Annotated in this window: 25 protein-coding genes; 3 read left to right on the forward strand and 22 right to left on the reverse strand. The window is 44.2% G+C overall.

The window, feature by feature from the left end:
• Positions 1 to 186: 186 nt before the first annotated feature.
• The 4 genes from QYF49_RS16560 to QYF49_RS16575 all read right to left on the reverse strand — a co-directional run bounded on the left by QYF49_RS16560 (position 187) and on the right by QYF49_RS16575 (position 3,736).
• Complete coding sequence (locus tag QYF49_RS16560; protein WP_290400711.1) at positions 187 to 1,104, reverse strand: D-alanine--D-alanine ligase family protein; 918 nt, start codon at positions 1,102 to 1,104, stop codon at positions 187 to 189.
• A 167-nt stretch (positions 1,105 to 1,271) separates the two neighbouring features.
• Positions 1,272 to 1,862: a genetic competence negative regulator gene (locus QYF49_RS16565; RefSeq protein ID WP_290400712.1), complete on the reverse strand. Its 591-nt coding sequence runs from the start codon at positions 1,860 to 1,862 to the stop codon at positions 1,272 to 1,274.
• An 89-nt stretch (positions 1,863 to 1,951) separates the two neighbouring features.
• Complete coding sequence (locus QYF49_RS16570) at positions 1,952 to 2,890, reverse strand: MerR family transcriptional regulator (protein ID WP_290400713.1); 939 nt, start codon at positions 2,888 to 2,890, stop codon at positions 1,952 to 1,954.
• A gap of 213 nt (positions 2,891 to 3,103) precedes the next feature.
• Complete coding sequence (locus QYF49_RS16575; RefSeq protein ID WP_290400714.1) at positions 3,104 to 3,736, reverse strand: CBS domain-containing protein; 633 nt, start codon at positions 3,734 to 3,736, stop codon at positions 3,104 to 3,106.
• A gap of 133 nt (positions 3,737 to 3,869) precedes the next feature.
• On the opposite strand from QYF49_RS16575, the gene QYF49_RS16580 reads away from it, so the two are divergent.
• Positions 3,870 to 4,088: a hypothetical protein gene (locus QYF49_RS16580; protein ID WP_290400715.1), complete on the forward strand. Its 219-nt coding sequence runs from the start codon at positions 3,870 to 3,872 to the stop codon at positions 4,086 to 4,088.
• A 4-nt stretch (positions 4,089 to 4,092) separates the two neighbouring features.
• Here QYF49_RS16580 and QYF49_RS16585 read toward each other — a convergent pair whose 3' ends face one another.
• From QYF49_RS16585 to QYF49_RS16605, 5 genes are all read right to left on the reverse strand, one after another.
• Positions 4,093 to 4,545 (reverse strand): DUF2663 family protein, encoded by a 453-nt coding sequence (locus QYF49_RS16585; protein WP_290400716.1) that lies wholly within the window; start codon positions 4,543 to 4,545, stop codon positions 4,093 to 4,095.
• A gap of 176 nt (positions 4,546 to 4,721) precedes the next feature.
• Positions 4,722 to 5,015, reverse strand: a complete 294-nt coding sequence (locus QYF49_RS16590; RefSeq protein WP_290400717.1) for a hypothetical protein — start codon at positions 5,013 to 5,015, stop codon at positions 4,722 to 4,724.
• Positions 4,999 to 5,628 (reverse strand): CPBP family intramembrane glutamic endopeptidase, encoded by a 630-nt coding sequence (locus QYF49_RS16595; protein WP_290400718.1) that lies wholly within the window; start codon positions 5,626 to 5,628, stop codon positions 4,999 to 5,001. Before QYF49_RS16595 ends, QYF49_RS16590 begins: the two co-directional genes overlap by 17 nt.
• Positions 5,567 to 7,129 carry a RecQ family ATP-dependent DNA helicase gene (locus tag QYF49_RS16600; RefSeq protein WP_290400719.1) on the reverse strand — a complete coding sequence of 521 codons (1,563 nt, stop codon included), beginning with the start codon at positions 7,127 to 7,129 and terminating at the stop codon, positions 5,567 to 5,569. Before QYF49_RS16600 ends, QYF49_RS16595 begins: the two co-directional genes overlap by 62 nt.
• Positions 7,104 to 8,177: a YpbB family protein gene (locus tag QYF49_RS16605; protein WP_290400720.1), complete on the reverse strand. Its 1,074-nt coding sequence runs from the start codon at positions 8,175 to 8,177 to the stop codon at positions 7,104 to 7,106. The genes QYF49_RS16600 and QYF49_RS16605 overlap by 26 nt, the downstream gene beginning before the upstream one ends.
• A gap of 253 nt (positions 8,178 to 8,430) precedes the next feature.
• Between QYF49_RS16605 and QYF49_RS16610 the strand changes: the two genes are divergently transcribed.
• Together QYF49_RS16610 and serA are read left to right on the forward strand one after the other, a co-directional pair.
• Complete coding sequence (locus QYF49_RS16610; RefSeq protein ID WP_062235300.1) at positions 8,431 to 8,679, forward strand: ferredoxin; 249 nt, start codon at positions 8,431 to 8,433, stop codon at positions 8,677 to 8,679.
• A gap of 266 nt (positions 8,680 to 8,945) precedes the next feature.
• The gene (serA, locus tag QYF49_RS16615) at positions 8,946 to 10,517 is read left to right on the forward strand and encodes a phosphoglycerate dehydrogenase (protein WP_290400721.1); all 1,572 of its coding nucleotides are present in this window, start codon (positions 8,946 to 8,948) and stop codon (positions 10,515 to 10,517) included.
• Positions 10,518 to 10,610: 93 nt separating this feature from the next.
• Here serA and QYF49_RS16620 read toward each other — a convergent pair whose 3' ends face one another.
• The 13 genes from QYF49_RS16620 to QYF49_RS16680 form a co-directional block, all read right to left on the reverse strand.
• Positions 10,611 to 11,420, reverse strand: a complete 810-nt coding sequence (locus QYF49_RS16620) for a histidinol-phosphatase (RefSeq protein ID WP_290400722.1) — start codon at positions 11,418 to 11,420, stop codon at positions 10,611 to 10,613.
• A gap of 26 nt (positions 11,421 to 11,446) precedes the next feature.
• On the reverse strand, positions 11,447 to 11,620 hold the full coding sequence (locus QYF49_RS16625; protein WP_290400723.1) for a hypothetical protein: 174 nt from the start codon (positions 11,618 to 11,620) through the stop codon (positions 11,447 to 11,449).
• A gap of 174 nt (positions 11,621 to 11,794) precedes the next feature.
• Complete coding sequence (locus tag QYF49_RS16630; protein WP_290400724.1) at positions 11,795 to 13,585, reverse strand: ATP-binding protein; 1,791 nt, start codon at positions 13,583 to 13,585, stop codon at positions 11,795 to 11,797.
• Positions 13,582 to 14,301, reverse strand: a complete 720-nt coding sequence (locus QYF49_RS16635) for a response regulator transcription factor (protein WP_290400725.1) — start codon at positions 14,299 to 14,301, stop codon at positions 13,582 to 13,584. The genes QYF49_RS16630 and QYF49_RS16635 overlap by 4 nt, the downstream gene beginning before the upstream one ends.
• A 119-nt stretch (positions 14,302 to 14,420) precedes the next feature.
• Positions 14,421 to 15,611 carry a c-type cytochrome biogenesis protein CcsB gene (gene ccsB / locus QYF49_RS16640; RefSeq protein WP_290400726.1) on the reverse strand — a complete coding sequence of 397 codons (1,191 nt, stop codon included), beginning with the start codon at positions 15,609 to 15,611 and terminating at the stop codon, positions 14,421 to 14,423.
• Between the two features lie 19 nt (positions 15,612 to 15,630).
• A complete protein-coding gene (gene resB, locus QYF49_RS16645) occupies positions 15,631 to 17,244 on the reverse strand; it encodes a cytochrome c biogenesis protein ResB (RefSeq protein WP_290400727.1) in 1,614 nt (537 codons plus the stop codon).
• Between the two features lie 14 nt (positions 17,245 to 17,258).
• Positions 17,259 to 17,786: a thiol-disulfide oxidoreductase ResA gene (resA, locus tag QYF49_RS16650; RefSeq protein ID WP_290400728.1), complete on the reverse strand. Its 528-nt coding sequence runs from the start codon at positions 17,784 to 17,786 to the stop codon at positions 17,259 to 17,261.
• A gap of 52 nt (positions 17,787 to 17,838) precedes the next feature.
• Entirely contained in the window at positions 17,839 to 18,588 is a 750-nt protein-coding gene (locus QYF49_RS16655) for a pseudouridine synthase (protein ID WP_290400729.1), read from the reverse strand.
• A gap of 107 nt (positions 18,589 to 18,695) precedes the next feature.
• Entirely contained in the window at positions 18,696 to 19,226 is a 531-nt protein-coding gene (locus tag QYF49_RS16660; RefSeq protein WP_290400730.1) for a spore maturation protein, read from the reverse strand.
• Between the two features lie 3 nt (positions 19,227 to 19,229).
• Positions 19,230 to 19,823 carry a nucleoside recognition domain-containing protein gene (locus tag QYF49_RS16665; protein ID WP_290400731.1) on the reverse strand — a complete coding sequence of 198 codons (594 nt, stop codon included), beginning with the start codon at positions 19,821 to 19,823 and terminating at the stop codon, positions 19,230 to 19,232.
• Entirely contained in the window at positions 19,816 to 20,988 is a 1,173-nt protein-coding gene (locus QYF49_RS16670) for a D-alanyl-D-alanine carboxypeptidase family protein (protein ID WP_290400732.1), read from the reverse strand. Before QYF49_RS16670 ends, QYF49_RS16665 begins: the two co-directional genes overlap by 8 nt.
• Positions 20,989 to 21,062: 74 nt before the next feature.
• On the reverse strand, positions 21,063 to 21,617 hold the full coding sequence (locus QYF49_RS16675) for an isoprenylcysteine carboxyl methyltransferase family protein (RefSeq protein ID WP_290400733.1): 555 nt from the start codon (positions 21,615 to 21,617) through the stop codon (positions 21,063 to 21,065).
• A gap of 12 nt (positions 21,618 to 21,629) precedes the next feature.
• A complete protein-coding gene (locus QYF49_RS16680; protein ID WP_290400734.1) occupies positions 21,630 to 22,718 on the reverse strand; it encodes a type III polyketide synthase in 1,089 nt (362 codons plus the stop codon).
• Positions 22,719 to 22,812: the final 94 nt, after the last annotated feature.

Here is a 22,812-nt window from a genome sequence, read left to right on the forward strand (position 1 = left end):
GTTACCTCCCATAATTGTCACCTCTAAAGTTTAGTCCATCTTCAGAGACAGTATACACCTTTGTTAGTCCTATGAGAAGGGAATTTTAAAGATTATCGCGAAAAAGGTAAGCGCTTTCGTTACTATTTTACTATCCTATCGCCCGCATAATGAAACCCTCCCAAGATACGGCGGGAGGGCATCCATTTATTTTTGAAGGGAGAGCTGGATCAGCTTTTCGATCATATCAGGGTAAGAAAGACCTACTTCTTTTGCTGCGTCAGGGAACAAGCTGGTAGGTGTCATTCCAGGCAGTGTATTCACTTCAAGAATGACCGGTGCACTTCCGTCGTTCGGAACAATGAAATCTACCCGGGAATACACTTCGCATCCCAGTACTTCATGCGCCAAGACCGCCTGTTTTTGAAGCAACGCAGTCGTACGATCGTCAAGGCGCGCAGGTACATAATGCACACTCCCGCCTTCCGCATATTTAGACTCATAATCGTAATACGCATTTTTCGGTACGATTTCAACCACCGGGAGAGCACTTACTTTACCTTTTTCCCCCATTACCGCCACTGTCACTTCTTTGCCAGAAATAAATTCTTCCACCATCACTGTATGATCATGCAAGAGCGCGGATGTGATGCCGCTCAGCATTTCATTTTTGTTTTGGGCGATGGTCAATCCGATCGTAGATCCCTCATGATTAGGTTTGACGACTAGCGGATATCCAAAAGGAACATCCAATTGATCTTCACTGTAGAGTTTTTTCTCCAAAACCAACTCATTTGCTGTACGGATTCCGGCAATTTTAAAGAACTGCTTCGAACGGGCTTTATCCATCGCCAGTGCCGAAGCAAGCACTCCAGAACCGACATAAGGTATTTTAAGCATATCAAGCAAACTTTGCAGCTTTCCGTCCTCACCATACTTTCCATGCAATCCGATGAATACGATATCCGCATTCAGACCAATAATTTCTTCCAAACGGTCAGGATGAAAGTCAACTCCGATTACTTCATGCCCTTTCGATTCCAAAGCGTTCATAATCTGTTTTCCACTTGATAAGGATACCTCTCGCTCTGCAGATACCCCTCCGTATAAGACTGCAATTTTCATGTGTGTAATCACTCCCACCCCAATAAATATATGTAGTTCATTATATTCCCTGCCACGTTTTGTGAGCTTTTCTATAAGGAAATCCCATCTATCATACCATGTTTGGAGGATGATGTAATGGCATATGTGTTTTTTTAAAACAAAAAAACTCCCGGATTTCCGGGAGTTTACTTAAAATAGGAATTGATCTGTGATATGGCATTGCTCTTCATCAGCGCTTTTCCATATTCGATCACCCTGTAGCTTGTTATGGTTGAAGAGCTTCCGAATTCGGCCAATAATGCAATAAGTGTATCCAGTTCTATATCAGGAAGATCCTGTTCTTCAAATTTTAGATAAAAACAGCTTTCGAATGAATAGAGTGCTCCGCCGTCGATGTTAAGCTGGCCAAGGCGTTTTGCCAATGAGATCACATCTTCAAATGACGAAAATTCATAGAAGATTTCGTCACTTTCATCCAAGGTAACCTGCATTTCAATATAGTCTTCATCATAATCGTCTTCGAGTTCATACTCGTTATGACCTTTTGTCACAATGACCACCATTCCTTGCGCCGGTAAAGCAAAAACTTCAACAGCAATCGGTCCGTCTGCTTTGAATCCTACTTCATCGTCTGCTTCGGTCATCATATCTCTGAATAGTTGATGAACTTTCGGAATATCCTGCCAAATTTCATCTTTGGAGATTCCGCGTTCCTTCAAATCATCAAACGTTAGGAAGATCTTGATTTTGTTATAAGTTAATCGCTCTACCCGCATTTCTGGTCCCCCTTACGATCGATTCCGCATCTCTTTAATACACTATATGAGTGAGCAGAAAGTTGGTGCTAACTTCTCTTTGCCACTGTTCAATGATTAAGAAGCGGTCGTTTTTCATGTTTTCGTTTTTTATGAATCCATTGTTCCCAATCTGTTTTTGTGTTCCCTATTATCATGTCTTTAAATTTGGTTTTTATATCATTGGATAAATATTCAATCCCCAAGCCCCCCAAGCCGATCTGAAGGCAGGGATATTCTTTTTCCACCACTTCAAGCCATTTCAAGGTGTCTGAAAGATGTTCTTCCATTGTACAGGAAACCACTAACAGCTTAGGGTCGATTTCGTCAATGACCACACTGAGATCTTCTGGAGGAATCCCTTCACCAAGATAGATGACTTCAAAGCCCTTTTGCCTTAAGTAAAGCGTGAAGATGAGCAAACCTAATTCATGTGTCTCTTTCAATCCGCATACCGCCAGAACCTTTGGCCGATATCCGTCTACAGGCAGATGATAAATGACATTGCCGATCTTCGCTTTCAAAAAAGATGTTGCGTAATGCTCATGGGCGACTGTGATTTTTTGATTTTCCCACATGTGCCCAATTTTTACGAGTAAAGAACCTAATATATCAATCGTAACTTTTTCTATTGTAAACAGGCTGAATGCACGGTCCAATACTTCCTTGGCTTTGTTTTCCTGAAAAGAAAGCAGAGCAGCCAGCAGCTCGTCCGCCAATTGAACTGCCAGATCCTTCTGGCTGCTGTTTTCCATGACGAACTCGTCGATATTATTCCCGTGATGATCAAGCAGACCTACAGCCTGACTTATGGTGAAACCATGTTTAATTTTGTTCATGAGCCATTTGATGATATAGATGTGTTCATCTGTATAAAGCCGGTGTCCTGCTTCATTTCGCTTGGGCTGGATGATGGAGTATCTTCGTTCCCAGGCTCTTAAAGTTCCTGCTTGGATGCCAAGCATCTTTGACACAGCTTTAATATTATACTTCCCTTCCTGTGAAGCCATCTCTATATCCCCCAATAGCTGATTATACCTTTAAGTATAGCGGACTGCTTTCCTTGTGTAAAATTTGTACAACGGCTCACAATCATACGCGTACATGCATAGTACTAAAACTAAGGGAGTATTGGTTAAATCCCCGTTAATAACTTTTTGTAAAACACATTTTAACTGAAAATTGATAAAAAGGACAGCCCCTGCATTTCAGGGCTGGCCGGATCAGTCTTCATGTATGCTTAATATTCTGAACCCAGACTGGCTGAGCTTTTCCACAAACTTTTCAAGGTTTGGCGTTTTTTCCACTTTCATGACCATCCTTCTTACGAGCTGATCGGTTTCATCAAAAGTGGTCAGCGAGATAATATTTTCGTGGAATTGTTTAGTAATTTCAGACAGCCGGGCTATTCTGCCTTCTGTTTCAAGGGAAGCGAAGGAGATTCTGACCCCAGGCTTCTTCATGCCGAACGCACTTTGAAACTGCTCCAGAACATCATACCGGGTCACAACGCCAAGCAAATGATTGTGCTTGTCAGTGACAGCAACGATCGGCATGTCTTTCACAATGAGGAGCGTTCTTTCAAACATTTCATCCTCACAGATGGTCTGGTTTTTACAGCAAGCAATATCGCCGGCTTTGGTTTTTTCTAGAAACTGCTCCTTCGACTTGCCGCTTGCAAAGAAAGCTTCATAGATGGAATGCCGGGTAAGAATTCCTTTAAACCGTTTGTCCGAGACAACCGGAACACCATCGATATCATGTTTTTCCAGAAGGTCAAGCACTTGTTTGACGGAATCTTTTTCCATCACAAAATGTGTTTTTCGCAGCGGGATCATATTGCTTTTTACAAACATATCCTCACTTCCTCCCCGTCTTCACACGATTTAAATTTTGAGAATATTTAAAATCTTTTATTGAAAATACTGTAAAATTGCCTTATCATGAGATTAACCATTTAAAATATTTAAAAGAATGGAGAGGAACATCATGACTTTATTAAAAATCAAGACAAAATCTCTCGTGTTGAATAAAGATTTACAATATAATGAAAAACTTGGCCTACCTGTAGAAGTGTATTGCCCGCTTTCCCACCAAACGATCGCTTTCGGTCGCATTGAAACAATGGATGATTGTTTTGTAGTGATTAATTCAGAAAAGCATTCCATTGCAGACCATTTCTTTTTCGGATGCCCCTGCGCATGCTAACACTTCATTTATGATATAGATTAATGTTGTACTCTGCCTTGACATACTCCAATACCTGATGCCTATTCTTCCACATTTCCGGCCTTGGCCATAAATCGTCTCCGCGTTCAATAATCTCTTTCCTGATGCTTTCATATTCTTCATCTGCTTTTGCACATTTCTTTTTAAGCCGTTTCCACTGAACCCCAGCCAATAGAAAATAGATCCCGATAAACCAGATCATCTTGTCACCGGCCAGTGAAAGCATTGCCGCCCTGACACCTTCCATATGGTTTAGCTTAAATCCGTACAAGTAAATCAAACCAAGACAACCCATTAATGCACTGTAAAATGCCCACCACTTCATCTGTCTGTCATACAAGTCTTTTTGTTCTTTTTTTTCAATCAGCGTGTTAAGGACCACTTTGCAGATTTCTGAGATAAAAGGCTCGACCTTCCAGTAGTTGATTGCGTTCATATAAGCCCCCTCCTGCTTCAACGTATGCGTAATGGGAATAAATCATTCCCATTCACATACTGTTTTTGAACCAGTTGCCCCGAGGCTTTTCAGATGACACTCAGCACCATCGACGAACAGAACAAATTGATAAAAAAAGGATGATGACGTAAGTTTAGTCACCATCCTTTAACACCTCATGATTCAATTTTCACTTTCTGTACATCATCATTGCCTTTTAACGGATCCGTTACTTTCGGAAACCAATAGTTATAAGTAAGGATAAATACCACGAGAAGCAAGAAGATCACTAAAAGGGACTTGGCCAGGGGCAGCCGGTCCTTTTTTTCCGTTGCCGATGGAGAACTTTCAGATTCGGGTTCTGCCGCATGTTCTTTTCTAATCCGTTCGGATTTTCTTTTATGAAATTCCTTCCTCGAAGGCAGCGGACGATCGCTGATTAATTCAGATTGTTCACTCATGTTCTTCATGAGTACCACCTCCGTTGTCCTCTAGTGGGTAAGATTCGATATGGGCTGAAAGCCATCCCTTTGAAATCAGCAGTCCCAGCAAAAAATCGATAAAAAAATGAGCAGTCATTGGAACAAGGAGATTTCCGGTATATTCGTATAAATATCCAAGAAGAAAGCTAAGTAGAACCGCCGCAGTGAAAAGTACTGGTTTTTTTATATACCGTACATGAAGAACAGCAAACAGTAAACTGGTCAAGCTTAGTCCCAGCAGGGGCTGTACTGCTCCCCGAAAGAGCCACTCTTCCGAGAAAGAAATAACTGCTGTAAGAACAGCAATATGCCAGACCGGCATTGATCGGAAAATCCGAACATTGATTCCTCCATCGTCCAGGGATCCTTTCGGCAGCCATTTATGCAAAAGAAGATTGATCAGGACGACTCCAATAGCCGTTCCCGCCCCAAAGACAATGATGTTAAAGCTTTCCCACCTGAGCCGGGTCAGGTCAAAATGTGTAAACCACATGACCGCTATGCCAGCCGTAAAAAACAGGAATTGGGAAAAATAAATATTAATGCGTAATTCTCTGTCGCTCATCTGCCGGATCAGCTGTGCTTGATCCCAATTCTTCATGTTGATCATCACTTTCCTGATTAAAGATTAGCTTCAGCTCTTTTTGCCAATTTATTGGAGCTTCAGTCTGCAGCTGTTGTTGGCTATCTTCTTGAAAAAAAAGCTCTATATCCGCCCTGCAAAAACTGCAGCATTGCTCCGGTCGCTCCTCCAGCTCTTCATGAAAGATATGCGCAATCCTTTTCCGCTTGCAAAAATCACCCTTTATCCATTCTACCATTTCATCTATTTTTTTGCGTTTTTGAGCTTTTCTGCTTCTTATTTTTTGAAGGATACGTTTTTTCGCATCTTCTGGAAGCACGTCCCCTTCGTTTGCAAAATAACCTTCTTTTTCGAACTGATAAACGAGAAATCGCCTTGCACTTTCGTTCATCTCAAATCGCTCGAGCATAGCGGCAAAAGATTCACGGCCGGCTGCCGGAAGTGACGCACAGTGGAGCACTTGCCCTTCTTCAGGGAACTCATGGTCAATAAACATTCCAGGAATCTCTTCATCTCCGCTGCAGTATAACATAACAGCAAGACTTTTTTTCCCGTCTCTCCCGGCACGGCCGATTTCCTGGACATAGGACTCCATCGCCGAAGGCATATGGAAATGGATGACAAACCGAATGTTCGGCTTATTGATGCCCATTCCAAATGCGTTCGTACAGCAGATGATATCTAGCTCATCATTAAGAAACTGCTTCTGGATCAGCAGCCGCTCTTCATTTTCCATACCTCCATGATAGGCAGCCACACGATGCGTCCCTCTTTGCCTAAGATGCTCGGCCAGATTTTCAGCCCAGGACCTTGTAGAGGCATAAAGAATGCCAGGACCACATAAAGTGGAGGCTAGCCCAATCGCGCGGTTCAGTTTATCCAAATGCTCGGTATATTGCTCGACAGTTAGTGCGATGTTCGGCCTGTCCACTTGATAGATATGCATCGAACAGCCTGTCATTTCAAGCTTTTCCCTAATATCGTCTCGGACTTCCGGTGTTGCAGTTGCAGTCAGGGCGAGGCATGGAGGATTCCCGAGAGCAGAGCGGCAAGAAGCCAGTTTTAAATAGCTGGTCCTGAACTCATGGCCCCATTGTGAGATACAATGCGCCTCATCAACGACAAAAAGCGAGACGCTGATTTTTTTCAATTCGTTGATCACGTATTCATTCTCAAGAATTTCAGGGGAAACATATATAAATCGATAAGAGGAGAGCCTGTGAAGTACTCGTTTTTTCTCTTCGAAATCCATGAAACTGTTCAAAGCCACTGTCCTTTTTTCCCCTGAACGCTTCAGCTGCTCCACCTGGTCTTCCATTAAAGACAGCAGTGGAGATACAACAATGATGGAGCCTGAAAAAATATAGCCTGGAAGCTGATAGCAGATAGATTTCCCCGTACCGGTAGGCATCATCGCCAGTACATCCTTTCTCATCAGGAGATCTTCTATCACTTCCCTCTGGCCCGTACGGAAATCTCTGTATCCAAATTTTTCACTTAATAGATCTGCCAGTTTCATTCCGATCACCTGCCCTTCCAAGCACGAGCCGTATTTTAAAGTAAGAGATATCATCTCCGAGGCTTTCTTTAATACGTTTCAGTTTTTTGGTCTGAAGCTGTTGAAAGGCTGTTACAATTCGGGCATGTTCCTGCTCAGAAACATAAGGCCTGATCGAAAAATCCGGACGATGGATTGAAATCTCTACCAGATGGTCTTCAATCGTGCTTCTCTTCATCCTTCTGATGCTGATGATCTGTTCCATGCTCTTCCCCGATTTCAGCAGTCTCCATGTCTTTTGGGCGGATACAGTGAGGGGATCGTTTACTTCCAGACAATTTACGAGCCTGTTTAATATCGGATAAGTGACCGCCTCACGACCTTCGGCATATTTAAGAAGATAGTGAAGAACAAAACGGAAATTAAACTCCGCATCTTCTTCCTGCAGCCCAAGGACTGCAGCCGCTTGCTGATTTGTCAGGCCCGTCCTGCCATAACGGCTGAGCTTGAGTACAAATACCTCTGCATAGGGCTCCGGCAGTTTGCTCAAAAGCGCAAAGAATTCTTCGTATAACCTGCCGGCAACAGCCTGCCTCTCCTGTCGTTTAGGAAAAATTCGTTTCACCCTAAAATGGGTCACCGGGTCTCTTGTTGCTGGAAGAAAATCATATACGTTCCGGGTACTGTAAGACAATGCTTGTATGTATTCAGCGAGGAGTCTGGAAAACGGCATTTCTGCATCCCGGTACCGAAGTCCGTTGAACGCAAAAATGTATGGCCGCTCCTTTAAAAATTTCGTAAGTTGTTCTTCGCCTTCCTCGGAAATGATGTACCGGTCTTTCAGTTTTTTAACGAAATGGGCCTCGACCAGATGGTTCACCGTCTGTTCGAATTCTTCACGCCCGAGCCCTGGGAAGACTGCAAATAAAAAGGAAAGCTCAAAAAGGTGCCCGTCAGAAAGCGTTTGTGACGTTTTTTTCCCGTTGATCAGATGCAAGATTCCTGACAGGCTCCGCTCACCATTGAATTTTTTAAAACAATAGAGCAGCAGCCCTTCTCGTGTATTCATTATCTTTCACCACACTTACTAAACTTGAGTCTTGATGCGAAGACTGATAAAGAAGCAGAACTTCGTTTCATGGAGAAACACCCGGGGAAACATGTAAATAGAGGGAGTAAAGAGATAAACCGTTATTTTTTCTATTGAAATATTGGTAGCTAATAAATTACAATATGAATAGCACACATATATTGAAGTATAACATTTTGAATGTATACGTGTTTTACTGTATAGTTCTTACCATGATTAGGAGGTTACAAATATGCCAAAGTACACAATTGTAGACAAAGACACTTGCATTGCCTGCGGAGCCTGCGGAGCTGCTGCGCCGGATATTTATGATTATGATGATGAAGGTATCGCCTTTGTTACCCTTGATGAAAACCAAGGAATTGTAGAAATTCCCGACGTATTGATCGATGACATGCAGGATGCTTTTGAAGGCTGCCCTACAGATTCTATTAAAGTGGCAGACGAACCGTTCGATGGCGATGCGTTGAAATTCGAATAGAAAAATGAAACAAGACCCTTCATGCTCACGCTGGAGGGTTTTTTGTATTCCATTTCATTTAAAAACAAATGATAACCATTGTCAATTACATTTTTTCGAAAGAGGCAGCATCTTTTCATCTCTTCGTCTGAAAGCCTTTCATTTCTAGTTACCTCATATGATCTTCTCAATTTTCGTTTGTACTCTATATAGGCGTGTGGTAAATTATCAATATTATAAAAATATTCTGCCTAGTTAAGAAAAATTACAAACCGGGAGTGGATGAAATGTTTCGAGTGCTGGCAGCAGATTCAATTGCAAAAGAAGGTATGGCGGCTCTGGAGAGTGAGTCAGAGGTTTCCGTCATCTATGGCAAGGCGGAGGACATACAAGATCCTGAAAGTATAGACGCGCTAATCGTACGGAGTGCCACTAAAGTGACAAAAGAACTTCTTACTCGTTTTAAAAACATCCGGATCGTAGCGCGTGCTGGTGTCGGAGTGGATAACATAGATCTTGATGCCGCTACAGAGAACGGTGTACTTGTTATAAATGCCCCGGACGGAAATACAATCTCTACTGCTGAACATACATTTGCGATGATTATGGCCACCCTGCGAAAAATTCCTCAGGCCAACCAGTCGATTAAAGATGGAAAGTGGAGCCGCTCCAGCTTCACAGGCGCGGAGCTCTCAGGAAAAATACTCGGCATCGTAGGGCTTGGAAGAATTGGGACGGAACTGGCTAAGCGGGCTCGTGCGTTTGGCTCTAAAGTACTGGTATTTGATCCTTTTTTAACGACTGAGAGGGCCAAAACACTGCAGGTGGCTCCAGTCACTCTTGATGAACTCCTTGAGAGCAGTGATATTATTACTGTCCATACCCCCCTTACGAAAGAAACTAAGAATCTCATCAATGCCGACAATCTATCAAAGACAAAGAAGGGGGTTTATTTGATCAATTGTGCCAGAGGTGGCATCCTCGATGAGGAGGCACTGTACACCTACTTATCAAACGGCCATATCGCCGGCTGTGCGCTTGACGTGTTTGTGCAGGAACCCGCGGTGGAAAACCGGCTTGTTCACTTGCCGAACGTGATTGCAACACCTCATATTGCAGCATCAACTGCAGAAGCACAGATGAATGTAGCTGCCCAGGTTGCCCAAGAGATCCTGGCTTTTTCCAAAGGAAAACCGGTTAAAAACGCGATCAACCTGCCAGCTCTCTCCAATGACGACTTTCAAAAGATTTATCCGTTTTATGAGCTTGCTAAAGTTTCAGGCCAGTTTTTATCCCAATCTTTTTCTTCTCCAATAAAAGAAATCAAGATTACCTTTTCAGGTTCAATCACAGAAATGGACACTGGCTTAGTTTCTAGAGGACTTCTTTCCGGCTTCCTACAGCCAAGAGTCGACCGAATTGTCAATGATATCAATGCCACTCTTATCGCGAAAGAACAAGGCTTTTCGTTTGGCGAGAAGTATAGTACAGAAACACAAGGCTATGAAAATCTCATCGAAGCCCGTGTCATTGGAGAAACAGAAAGCTTCAGCCTTCAATCTACCTTTATTTATGGCTATGGCCCTAGAGTCGTCAACATCAATGGTTATTCTACGGACTTTGACCCCGAAGGATTTCTAGTGTACATCGAGCATGTCGATAGGCCCGGGGTCATCGGCAGGGTCGGGAAGCTGCTTGGTGACCTGGAGGTTAACATTGCGGCGATGCAGGTCGGCAGAAAGATGGCCGGCGGTGAAGCGATCATGATGCTTACCTTTGACAAAGAACTGGATCAGGACATCTTGCTGAAGATTAAAGCACTTTCAGATGTTGTATCGGCTACGACCATTAACCTGTAATTTTAAAAGCTCCGTCAGCCTGCTGAATTTCTCTAGCCTGCGGCTCTAAAGGATAAAAAAAGCATGGAGACTGCTGTCTCCATGCCTTTTTTGTTAAAACGCGATTTCTTTTCTTTCTCCCTTATCAAAGGTCATTACAGACGTATAACCGGCTTCTCTCGCAAGCTCAAATGCCTGTCCATAATCCAAGCCCACATGTGAAGGCTCATGGGCATCGGAAGAAAACACGATTGGAATCCCTTTGCTGCGGCACATCTTTAAAAGAACAGGCTCTGGATACAGACGCTGGACCGGTTTTCGCAGCCCTGCAGTAGAGATCTCTACGCACGTTTTTGAATTTTTTAGAGCGTCTGTTGCCCGTTCATACTGTTCAAGAAGAAATTCTTCATCTTTCGGTATGTAGTTAAAAATTTTAACAAGGTCGATATGGCCGATGATATCAAATAGGTTAGACTCTGCCAGCGTGACGACTTGGTCATAATATTGCCGGTATACTTCATATAGATCCCTTCTGTCCCACTCCTTGCGGAACTCTGCGAGATCAATGCCAAAGTCCCCTACCCAATGGACAGAACCGATCACATAATCAAAATCATAGCTTGATATAAAACGTTCCATCTCTTTGTGACGTCCTGGCGTATAATCCATCTCAATTGACATCTTTACATCGAGATCCTTTGACCATGCATCATGAAACAAGTTTACATAGTCTTTCATGTCATAGTATCTGCGTTCTTCCATCCAAGGCTTGCTCACAATATCTTTTGTTTGGTAAAAATGGTAGGCATGTTCGGAGATTCCGAAGTGGCTGATCTCTCTTTCCCTAGCCTGTGCAACAAATTTTTCAAGATAGTCCAGTGTGAGCGTTCCTTTTTCTAAATGATTGTGATAGTCTGTCGGCAAGCTTGCTCCTCCTCAAATTGTCCAACCTAATTCTGATGCAAATCCTTATCCACTTTTGTATCATGAATTTCCGGTTCCTTCAAGTGTTTTTCAAAACTTTCTCCTGACTTTGCATTCCCTCCTTTCCCCCCCACAAACAGAATGCCGATGCACAAGGTGATGGCCAAAACAACAAGAAAACGTCGTCCATAATCTTTCATCTTATCCTCCCTGAAACTAGAATCACCTTTTCATGTTATGCGTCTATGTATGAAACAGAACAAAAAAACGGCATTAGTGAAACTTCAACTGGGTGAAGTTCATCGCCGTTTGTTTTGTTTTCATCCCATGATTCATTTTGTTTCTTATGGAACAAGAAAAATCGAGCCGTTTTCCTATTCTTCAACAGCTAGCGGCAAAAAGAACGAAAACGTCGTCCCTTCGTTCAGCTTGCTGTGAACAGAGATCGTTCCTCCGTGGCTGACCACGATATTTTTGGCGATCGCCAGACCGAGGCCGGTGCCGCCTTTCTTGCCGCGTGTCCTTGCTTTATCCGCTTTATAAAACCGTTCAAAAACGAAAGGAAGGTCTTCATCGGCAATTCCCGAGCCGTTGTCGGTCACTTCTATTTTTAATCTTTTCCCTGTATCACCGACCCGGATGGAAACTTTGCCGCTGCTTGCGGTATGGCGGAGCGCATTATCGATCAGATTGGTCAGAACCTGTTCGATCCGGTCAGGATCGAATTGGGCCATCCCGTCTGTATCGATGGTCAGTGAAAGATCAATCTCCCTCTCTCGTGCGATGCCGTAAAACTTGCGAACAACCCGTTCAAAAAATTCAGTAACCTGCACATTGACCGGGTGAAGCTTCATCTGTCCGGCTTCCAGTCTGGCAAGGTCGAGCAGTTCATTTACGAGACGGCCCATGCGGAGAGATTCATCATGTATGATCCTGACGATTTCCTTTTCTTCTTCCTTCGAGCCTGCCACATCATCAACGATGGCTTCACTGTATCCTTGCAGCATGGCGATGGGTGTTCGGAGTTCATGAGAGACGTTCGCGATAAAATCTTTTCTTAATTTATCCATCCGTCTCTCTTCCGTCATGTCCCTTAAGACAGCGACTGCTCCCCTGACATACGACTGATTATAGAGAGGCGTCATGACTACCACCCAGCTTCTCCCCTGAATATCAATTTCAATGTACTGTTCTTTTTCGAGCGTAACCACATTTTCAAACAACTCCGTCAGCTCATCAGGCAGAGTTCCTTCCTCGCGGCGATCCATGCCCTGTTCATAATACCAGGCCTGCAGGAACCGTTCAGCAGGCGGATTGGACACGAGCATGCTCATCCTTCTGTCAAAGGTAATGACCCCGTCCGCCATCGAACTCAAGATTCCTGACAGCTGTTCCTTTTCCTGATTCAGAGCAGTGATAAAGTTTTTCAGCTGTCTTCCCATCCTGTTAAAGGCCATGGCAAGCTCGCCGATCTCGTCATGTGTCAGCATAGGAACCTTCATATCAAACTCTCCTCTTGCCATATGAGAGGCTGCCTCCCTCATTTTTCTGAGCGGGGCCGTTATCCGGGTAGAGAGAAAGAAGGCAAAAATGGTTGTTAAAATGATCGCGATGCCCGCTGATAAAAAGATCAAACGCTTCGTATAGTTCGTGCTTTCAGCAATGTTTTCAAGTGACTGGTAGATATAGACCGCACCCGTTTTTCCGTTTTGCATTTTAAAAGGCAATCCGACGATCAACAGCCTGTTATGTTTTTCTTTCCCTTTTGACATTACCGGAAAGTCGCCTTTTTTTACGACCTTGTCCCCATTTTTGTAGACAGAGGACAGGGATTCATTTTTGAAGAACACCTTTACGGGCAAATCCGGTTCCTCGTTTTTCTTCGGAACGGGGGAATAATACTCCTTTTTATCCATGATGAACATAGCATTTAATGAGTATGCATCGACCAGTTCTGAGGAAATGCGCAAAGCCTCTTCCCTGTCGTCATAATGTTCAACGAGCTCCACCATTTTTTTAGCAAGCTTGGTGAGCTGCTGTTCTGCCTGTTCATCGTGGTATCTCTCTACGAATTGTGTAAGCAGGACAGTTAAAATAAAAAGGACGACGGAAACCAAAAGTAATATGGTTACCCAGAGCTTTCCGACTACACTGCGCCAGATCATTGTTGTTCGGCTACCTCAAATTTGTAGCCCACTCCCCAGACCGTCGCAATCATCGAGGCTGCTTCCGGTGAAACTTTGTTTAGCTTCTCACGAAGACGTTTAACATGCGTGTCTACTGTCCGCAGATCACCGAAGAACTCATAGTTCCATACATCTTTTAAAAGCTGCTCCCTTGCATATACTTTATCCGGTGTCTTCGCCAGATAATACAGCAGCTCGTACTCTTTTGGCGTAAGATTGACTTCCTTTCCTCCGGCGATCACGCGGTGTGCGTCATGATCAATCGTCAGATGCGGGAATACGATAATATTTTTAGCGACGGATTCCGTCTGAAGGAACTTAGTTGATGAAGACCTGCGCAGCAGCGCCTTCACTCTCAGGATGACCTCCCTTGGGCTGAAAGGTTTTACGATATAATCATCAGCACCGGATTCAAAGCCGTGGATCCGGTTCATCTCTTCTCCTTTTGCCGTAAGCATGATGACAGGCGTCGCTTTCCTTTGACGCAGTTTTTCACAGACTTCCATACCATCCATACCCGGCATCATCACGTCCAGCAAGATGAGGTCATAATTTAAGGTCAAAGAGTAGTCAAGCGCTTCCTCTCCGTTCTCCGCTTCATCTACATCATAATTTTCTCTTTCAAGATACATTTTTAAGAGCTTGCGAATCCTTTCTTCATCATCAACAACAAGAATTTTTGCTTCTTTTTCCACTGCTGTTCCTCCATTTCTTATGTATCTGCTCTTCTATCATACATGAACACTCTGTATATCACAAAACCCTTCATACCAGGCATTAAATCCTGACATGAAGGGTTTGTCTTTCTCCATATTTATGCGTAAGAATGCAGTCCGGAAATGACCAGGTTCACCGCAACCAGGTTGAACATGATGATGACAAAACCGATGACGCAAAGCCAGGCAGACTTTTCGCCATGCCAGCCCCGTGAAAGCCTGAAGTGCAGATAGGCAGCATAGAACAGGAACGTGATCAGAGCCCAAACCTCCTTTGGATCCCATCCCCAGAACCTTGTCCATGCCTGCTGAGCCCAGATCATCGCAAAAATGAGTGCGCCAAGTGTAAAGACAGGAAAACCGATGGCCACCGATCGATAGCTGATCTCATCCACAAGATCCGGTTTTAAATTCTTGAGCTTTGGCTGAATGGCTGCCGCGATCCGTTTTCTTAAGATCAGCCGGATGATGCCATACAGCACACCGCCCGTAAGCAGGGACCAAATGAATGTATTAAATTTCTTTGGCGCTTCTTCACCGTTCATCCAGGAAGGAGCGTTCAGAAGCGGTCCGAAGTGATTGTCTGCCTGTGTTCCATTCGGCGGACCGACAAGAGCCGGCACATTATACGTGAGTTCAGTTTTTTGATCCTTCTTGTCCGTCCAATCAAATTTCGTCTCATAACCAGCAGCAGAAGAGATTGCACTGACAAGCACGAATCCAAGCACACATAAGAGCAGGTACATGATGATTTCAATCATCTTTGTCTTTTTGGAAGAAACCGTTTGGTCGACCATGCGGATCAGATAGATGAAACCTGCTACAAATGAGATCGACAAGATCCCTTCTCCGAGTGCTGCAGTTGTTACGTGTATTTTCAGCCAGTCACTTTGAAGGGCTGGAATCAGAGGTGCGATATCTCTCGGGAACATGCTTCCGTATGCGATGACCAGCAGGGCGATCGGCATCGCAAAAACCCCGAGGGCATTCGTTCTGTAGATGCCATACAACAGAATGAAAGCAAACACCATCATCATTCCGAAGAACGTTGTAAATTCAAAAAGGTTGCTGACCGGAGCATGGCCGCTCGCGATCCACCGCGTAACGAAATATCCAAGCTGTGAAATAAAGCCCAGGATGGAAAGACCATATCCGATTCTCCCCCACTTCCTGGTATAAGCTGCTTTCTCGTTTCCTTTTTTGTCGGAAAGCGACATGGCAAAGACAGCTGTTGCAATTAGATAGATAATAAAGGCGATATAAAGCAGATTACTGCTAAGTTCAGCCATAATAACCTCCTGTCAGGGCTTAAGCGCTTTTTTCATCGCTTTGGTCAACAGGCATGACCAGCCCGGATTCCTGTGATATGGCCTGCATTTCTTTTTTCAGGCCAAACCAGTTTTTATTCGTATGGGCAGCGATCCACAATTGCCCGTTTTTCTGCTGAATCCAAATTCTGCGGTGGTTCCAGTACAGACCCTGAACTACTCCAAGCATGAAGATGATTCCGCCAACGATAATGATTGGAAGTGTTCTGTCTTTTTTCACGGTTAATGCTGATACGTTTTTCGTTTCGAGTCCGGAGAAAGTCATCTTATACTTGTTCTTTCCGGCCTCGACGTTCTTCCGGATTCCAATAAAAGCGGTTTCTCCTTTTGGTGTTTCAGGAGTAAACATCTTAAATACGAATGCAGGATTGTCGGGAACACTGTTTTCTGTTGCAGGCTGGCCGTCTTCATCAAGCTTGAAGTTAGGGAAATATTCTATCATTTTCACTTTGTAGCCGTTTCCAAGATTATACTCGGATTTAGGATTAAAGAGATTGATCTTGATTTCTCCAAAGCTTTTGCCCGTCGATTTCTTTTCAAGCTTCAGGTTCATTCTATGAAACTCGTTCAGCTTGAAATCCACTTGATAGAGGGCATAGTCCCCAAAAGCAAGCGGCTCGTTCACTTTGATCTTAGCATCTTTGACTTTTTTGAGTTGAGGAGCTTCTCCAACCACATGTGAAGGATCGGCATGATAAAGCGTGACATTGCTCTGATAGTTCTTCGGCACCTCATTGTTCACCTGATTCAGTGCATTGGAAAACTGCTTGTCCTTTTTATTGTAGAGCTCCATGACGAATTTATGGTTCTTGGCATAGTACTGGCCTTCATCCGTTTTTGTGCCAGGGATGGCGGCAGTCTCCCCTTCTCTGATCCAGAGGGTCTGATCGGTATACATGCCAGGGAAGAAACGGAGCATGGCACCGATCAGGAAGATGATGAGCCCGGTATGGTTTACGTATGGGCCCCATCTGGAAAATCGGTTCTTCTCAGCGAGGATATTGCCGTTGTCTTCTTTTATTTTGTAGCGCTTTCCCAAGAGAACCTTCTTCACTTGTTCAAATGAGATTCCATGATCTGAAACTGCAAAAAGGCGCTGTCTTTTCATAAAGCTTTCATGGCGTGTCACCCGCTGGTGCTTTAAGGCCCTGTATAGGGGAACACCCCTGTCAATACTCACAATAATTAAAGAAATACCTAAAGCGGCGAGCAGCAGTAAAAACCACCAAGACCCGTAAAGATTGTGAAAACCGAGCAGATAGAAGATCTGCCCCGGAGTGCCGTACTCTTGTTTATAATACGTCGTTGGATCCACATTGGGAGGTATGTACATTTCCTGCGGAAATATAGTGCCGATCGCAGCCGCTACCAGGATGACAATGATAATTCCAATGCCCACTTTTACAGAAGAAAAGAAGTTCCAAATCTTATCGATAAAGGTTTTATTGTAGGTCTGTGAACGAACCGCGCTGCCCTCATATCTCATGTTGATGAGCTCTCGCGAATGTTCGTTGCTTAACGGCTTCCCGCACGATTCACAAATCTCAGTTCCGAACGGATTCTTGTGGCCGCATTCACATTGCATGGTTTTCAATTTTGCACACCCCGTTACGGCTTGATTTTTTCCATGTACGTTTTAATTGTTTGATTGGTTAATGATTCACTCGTTTTTTCAATGATGTTTCCATTCTTGTCAACAAGGAATGTTGTTGGAATGGGACCTATGCCATAAGCTTTCGTCACTTCACGAGAACCATCGAGCGGAATGGGGAAAGACAAATGGAAACGGTCTGCAAAGTTTTTTACAGAAACATTGGATTCCCCGACATTGACGGCGAGAATCTCTACTCCTTGTTTCTGATACTTTTTATACTCTTTTTGCATGTACGGCATCTCCCGCTGACAAGGCTTGCACCATGTTCCCCAGAAGTTCAGGAACACTCCTTTGCCTTTATAGTCTGAAAGCCGGACTTTGTTTCCCTGCAAATCCGTCAGCTCAAAATCGGGTGCTTTATTTCCCTTTTGCACACTGCCGTTCCTGTCTTGAAACACATTATTATAGAAGGTATAACCGACGGCAATGGCTATGATGGCAAGAAGAATTGAGCGAAACACCAGTCTTCTTTTCTTTTTCAATTATGACGCCCCCATCTTATATGTTCCCAACTTAACTATAACGCTTGAAATTTTATTTATGGCCTCTCTTTTTTGACGGTTGTGTGACAGCTTGGTTGCGAAGCTGTTTGACTTCATGCGGTGTCAGTTCTCTAAATTCACCGGGATTGAGACCTTTCACATCTAAAAACGCATAGCGCTCCCTCTTCAGTTTCATAACCGGATGCCCGATCGCTTCAAACATTCTTCTGACTTGCCGGTTTCTTCCTTCATGGATGATCAACTCAATAATAGAGGTTTGTTTCTTTCTGTCCCCTGAGATGAACTTCACTTTTGCAGGCGCTGTCTTTCCATCCTCAAGCATGACACCTTTTTCCATTTTTTTCAGCACTTCGCGTTCAGGAATTCCTTTAACTTTGGCGATATATGATTTGTCCACCTTGTATTTGGGATGCATCAGTTCATTGGCGAATGCTCCGTCATTGGTCATGATCAATACACCAGATGTGTCATAATCCAAACGGCCGACAGGAAAAATGCGCTCCTCTACGATATCCTGAAAATAATCGGTTACGACTTTTCTTCCTTTATCATCTGAAACAGCGGTAATGACACCAGATGGCTTGTACAGCAGAAAATACACCGGTGCCTCCCTTTCTATCTGCACTCCATTCACTTCAATGCGGTCCTTTGCGGTAACCTTCGTGCCAAGCTCCTGCACAACGGATCCGTTGACTTTAACTTTTCCTTCCAATATCAACTCTTCAGCTTTACGCCTTGATGTAATTCCGCTCTGGGCAATTACCTTTTGTAAACGTTCCATGATTTCACCTCATTTAACATCATACTCTGTACATCTTTATTTCTCAAGTTGAGCTTTGACATCTTCTTGACACAAAAACACACCGAACCATGAAGATTCGGTGTGTTCTATGAAAATACGATGGTAACGACGACAATGGATGCAATAAATCCCACCAAGTCGGCAAGGAGTCCAACCTTCAGCGCGTATCCCATCTTGCGGATGCCAACAGCACCAAAGTAGACCGTCAATACGTAGAACGTCGTATCCGTGCTTCCTTGAATGGTAGAAGCCAGCCTGCCAATGAATGAATCAGGCCCATGCGAAGCAATAAGGTCAGAGGTCATGCCTAGCGCTCCGCTTCCAGAGATTGTGCGCATCAGCCCAAGCGGCACTACTTCACCGGGCACGTGTATCAAGTCAAATATCGGTTTGCCGAAGTCCAACAGCAGATCAAGAGCACCTGAGGCTCGAAACACAGAGATGGAAACAAGCATCCCCACCAGGTAAGGAATCATGGAGACCGCAAGAGAGAAACCTTCTTTGCCTCCTTCCACAAACGCTTCATAGGTCGGTACTTTTTTCACTGTTCCATACAGCAGGATTAAACCGATTAAAAAAGGGATAAACCAGATGGAAAATGAATTTATGAAACTCATAATCTACTTTTTCCCCTTCCTGATCGACCGATAATAGAAAAAACGGTCAATACAAAGTGCAAACACCGTTGAGACGGCAGTAGCCAGCAGTGTTGTACCTACAATGTCTGTTGGATTGGAGGATCCATAATTCATTCTGATCGCAATAATAGTTGTAGGAATTAACGTGATGCTCGACGTGTTGATGGCGAGAAGAGTAATCATCGACCGGCTCGCTTCATTCTTTCCCCCGTTCAATTTCTTAAGCTGTTCCATCGCTTTAATTCCCATAGGTGTCGCTGCGTTCCCCAGACCAAAGAGATTTGCTACCATGTTGGATAATATATATCCAAGTGCCGGATGGCCCTCTGGAACATCAGGGAAAAGCCGTTTGACGAGAGGGCGGAAGAGAAGGGCGAGCATTTCAAGGAGACCGCCCTTTTCCGCAATTTTCATAAGCCCTAGCCAAAAAACAAGGATACTGACCATTCCGAGGCTGATGGTTACCGCTTCCTGAGCGCTTTTAAACACAGCAGCATTCACTTTATCCACGTTTCCAGTCAGCATGGCGACAATAAATCCAATCACCATCATTCCTACCCAAATATAATTAACCATGTCTTGCACCTGAGGTGATGGAGAATAGGAAAGCCACCATATCTTTTAACACACTCCAGAAGCTCTTGCTGTCTTCCTTCACCAAACCTTTTCCCTCATAATACAGAGGCATGTCTGCAATCATCGTGTCCCCCAGCATCACTTTCATTTTGCCAATCGGTTTAGGAACCGCCCCATCCTTCCATTTTCCGCCTTTTGGAGGCTGATACAGGGTGACAGATTTCTGAATTTGTTTTTTCTCGGTTTTCATCAGTGGATAACGAAGATCTCTTGAGGCTTCAATCTTATTTTTATAGGCTTTCAGCTTGATTCCGCCCACTACCCCTTTTTTTACCACTCTGACCAGATCGAACGATTGAAATCCCCAATTGAACATTGCCGCATGATCATCCCAGTCGTTTGGATCGTTCAGTGTTACAGCGATCAGCCCCATTCCATCTTTCTTGGCCGTTGATACGAGCGTCCGTTTTGCAAGCTTCGTATAGCCCGTTTTTCCTCCCGTAGAATAAGGATACCGTTTTAGCATTTTATTCTTATTGCGCCAGACGCGGTCCCATTTTTCACCTTCTTGCGGCGAACGGTAGATTTCCGAGGCTGAAATCTCTGTAAACTGCGGATTCTCCATCGCATAACGTGTGAGCACCGCCATGTCGTAAGCGGTGGAATAATGGTCATCATGATCATCCAGCCCATGAGGGTTGCGGAACAGCGTGTTCTTCATCCCGATCTCCTGTGCTTTTTGATTCATCATATATACGAAGCCGTCGAGGCTGCCTCCGACATATTCAGCGATGGCCACTGCTGAATCATTTCCCGAACGAAGCATGAGACCGTATATGAGATCTTTCAGGGGAATGCGCTCACCAGGCTTTAAATAAAGCGATGAGCCTTCCGTTTTCGTCGCTCTATCACTAACCTTCACCCGGTCCTGAAGTTTTCCGGACTCGATGGCAAGGATAGCAGTCATGATCTTCGTAATGCTTGCGATCCTCATTTGCCGGTGTTCGTTTCTTGCATATAGAATCCTGCCTGAATCCTGATCCATAAGGATGGCAGCCCTCGCTGAAACACCAGGCCCGTCCGCATGAGCGGCAAATGGTGTACAAACAAAGGCCAAGATGGCTATTAGTATCGGCAATATCCATTTTTTCGTTGTATAGAGCATATGTATCCCGTCCTTAGTTGTTTTGTACAAGTTTATGCAAAAACAGGACGGTTATGATGGTAAATTATATCCAATTATGTTTTATCACTTGGAATGAACCTTTGTTTCCGGCCAAACCGCTGACTGTAATCGGTTGCTTCCTTAAGAGCTCTTTCTTCTGCCGGAATGCGGACAGAAAGGATCAATGCATTCAAAACAAGAAAAAGAAAGGCTGTGAAATAGGCCTGGAAAACAAGCGGTATCGTAATGATCTCAAGGGTTACAATACAATAGTTTGGATGTCTGATATATTTGTATGGCCCTCTTGCCACCACTTGTGCCCCGGGTAGTATAATAATCTTTGTGTTCCAATACATTCCCAGCGTTGTCAGGCACCAAACACGGGCAAGCTGTGCCAGTAAAAAGACGGAGAAGGGAATCCACCACCATGCAGCGGGCTCTTTATGGAAAAGAGTGACTTCCATAAACAATGAAACAAAAAAAGAAGCATGGATCATGACCATCCATTTGTAATGTCGCTGCCCTGCCTCAACTGCTCCTTTGGAAAGCATCAGCTTTTCATTCCTCCTGGCTATGAAGAGCTCTCCCAGCCTTTGAAGAATGAGCATACCGAGAAAAAGAAAAAACATAGCATCTCCCCCTTACGACCATTGAATATACAGCAGTTCAGAAGAAAAACCAGGTCCCAGTGCAGCCATCAGTCCGGTTTCACCCTTATCCGGCATTCTTGCCATAAACCGTTCCATGACATAAAACACCGTAGCGGACGACATATTGCCAAATTCCCTGAGCACCGCTTTGGATATCGCCGTCTTCTCCGGCCGCATCTCCAGTGCATCCAAATAGGCGTCCAATACTTTTTTACCTCCGGGATGAGCGATAAAGTGCTGTATGTCTCGTCCGGATAAATTGTTATTTTCGAGAAACTCATCTACATTCGGTTTAAGCCATTCCCGTATGATATTTGGAATGTCCCGTGAAAACACAACGTATAGCCCGTTGTCTTTCACATCCCATCCCATCACATCTTCGGAGTTTGGCATAAGGGTTGACATTGTATCCTTCACCTCGGGAATCGACAGAAGGGCTGAAGCTTCTGCCACATCAGATTCATCTCCGCAAAGAAGCGCACATCCCACGCCATCTGAAAAGAGTGATGTCCCGACAAGGTTGCTCTTACTGTGATCATCGTGCTGAAACGTTAAACTGCAAAGCTCCACACTAAGAACGAGAACGCTTGCTTTTGGATACGCACGGCAATAGTCATATGCCCTTGAAAAACCGGCAGCCCCTCCTGCACAGCCAAGCCCCCAGATCGGCACCCGTTTTGTATGCGGCGAGAATGGGAGCTCGTTCATGATTCTCGCCTCAATGCTCGGTGTAGAAAACCCTGAACTGGAAATAAAGAAAATCGCATCAATTTCCTGGAAATCGACTTTACGCTTCAAAAATGGGGAATCCTGCAGGCATTTACTAATTGCCCTGCTCCCATACTTCGTTGAAGTCTCAATGTAAATATCGTTTTTCTCCTGAAGAGTATGTGTTTCCTTGAACCATTCCAGCGGTTTTGTGAAATGCCTTGTCTCAATTTCTCCGTTGTGAAATACTTTTAAAAGTCTCTCAATATCTTTAAACGACGAAGAAAATAACCCTCGTGCAAATTCGAGAGCCTGCTCCTGTTTCAGCTTATGTGGAAGATTAGTGGTTTGGACGGATACTATTTTGGGCATGTTTGAACCTCCGTATAGGTTGTTATATAAGTTTTCCCTCTTTACACCCGTTTTACGCCAGTATTTGCAGCCACAAAAAAAGTCTCCCGAAAGG

The sequence above is a fragment of the Fictibacillus terranigra genome (assembly GCF_030412265.1).
GTDB lineage: Bacteria > Bacillota > Bacilli > Bacillales > Fictibacillaceae > Fictibacillus_C > Fictibacillus_C terrinigri.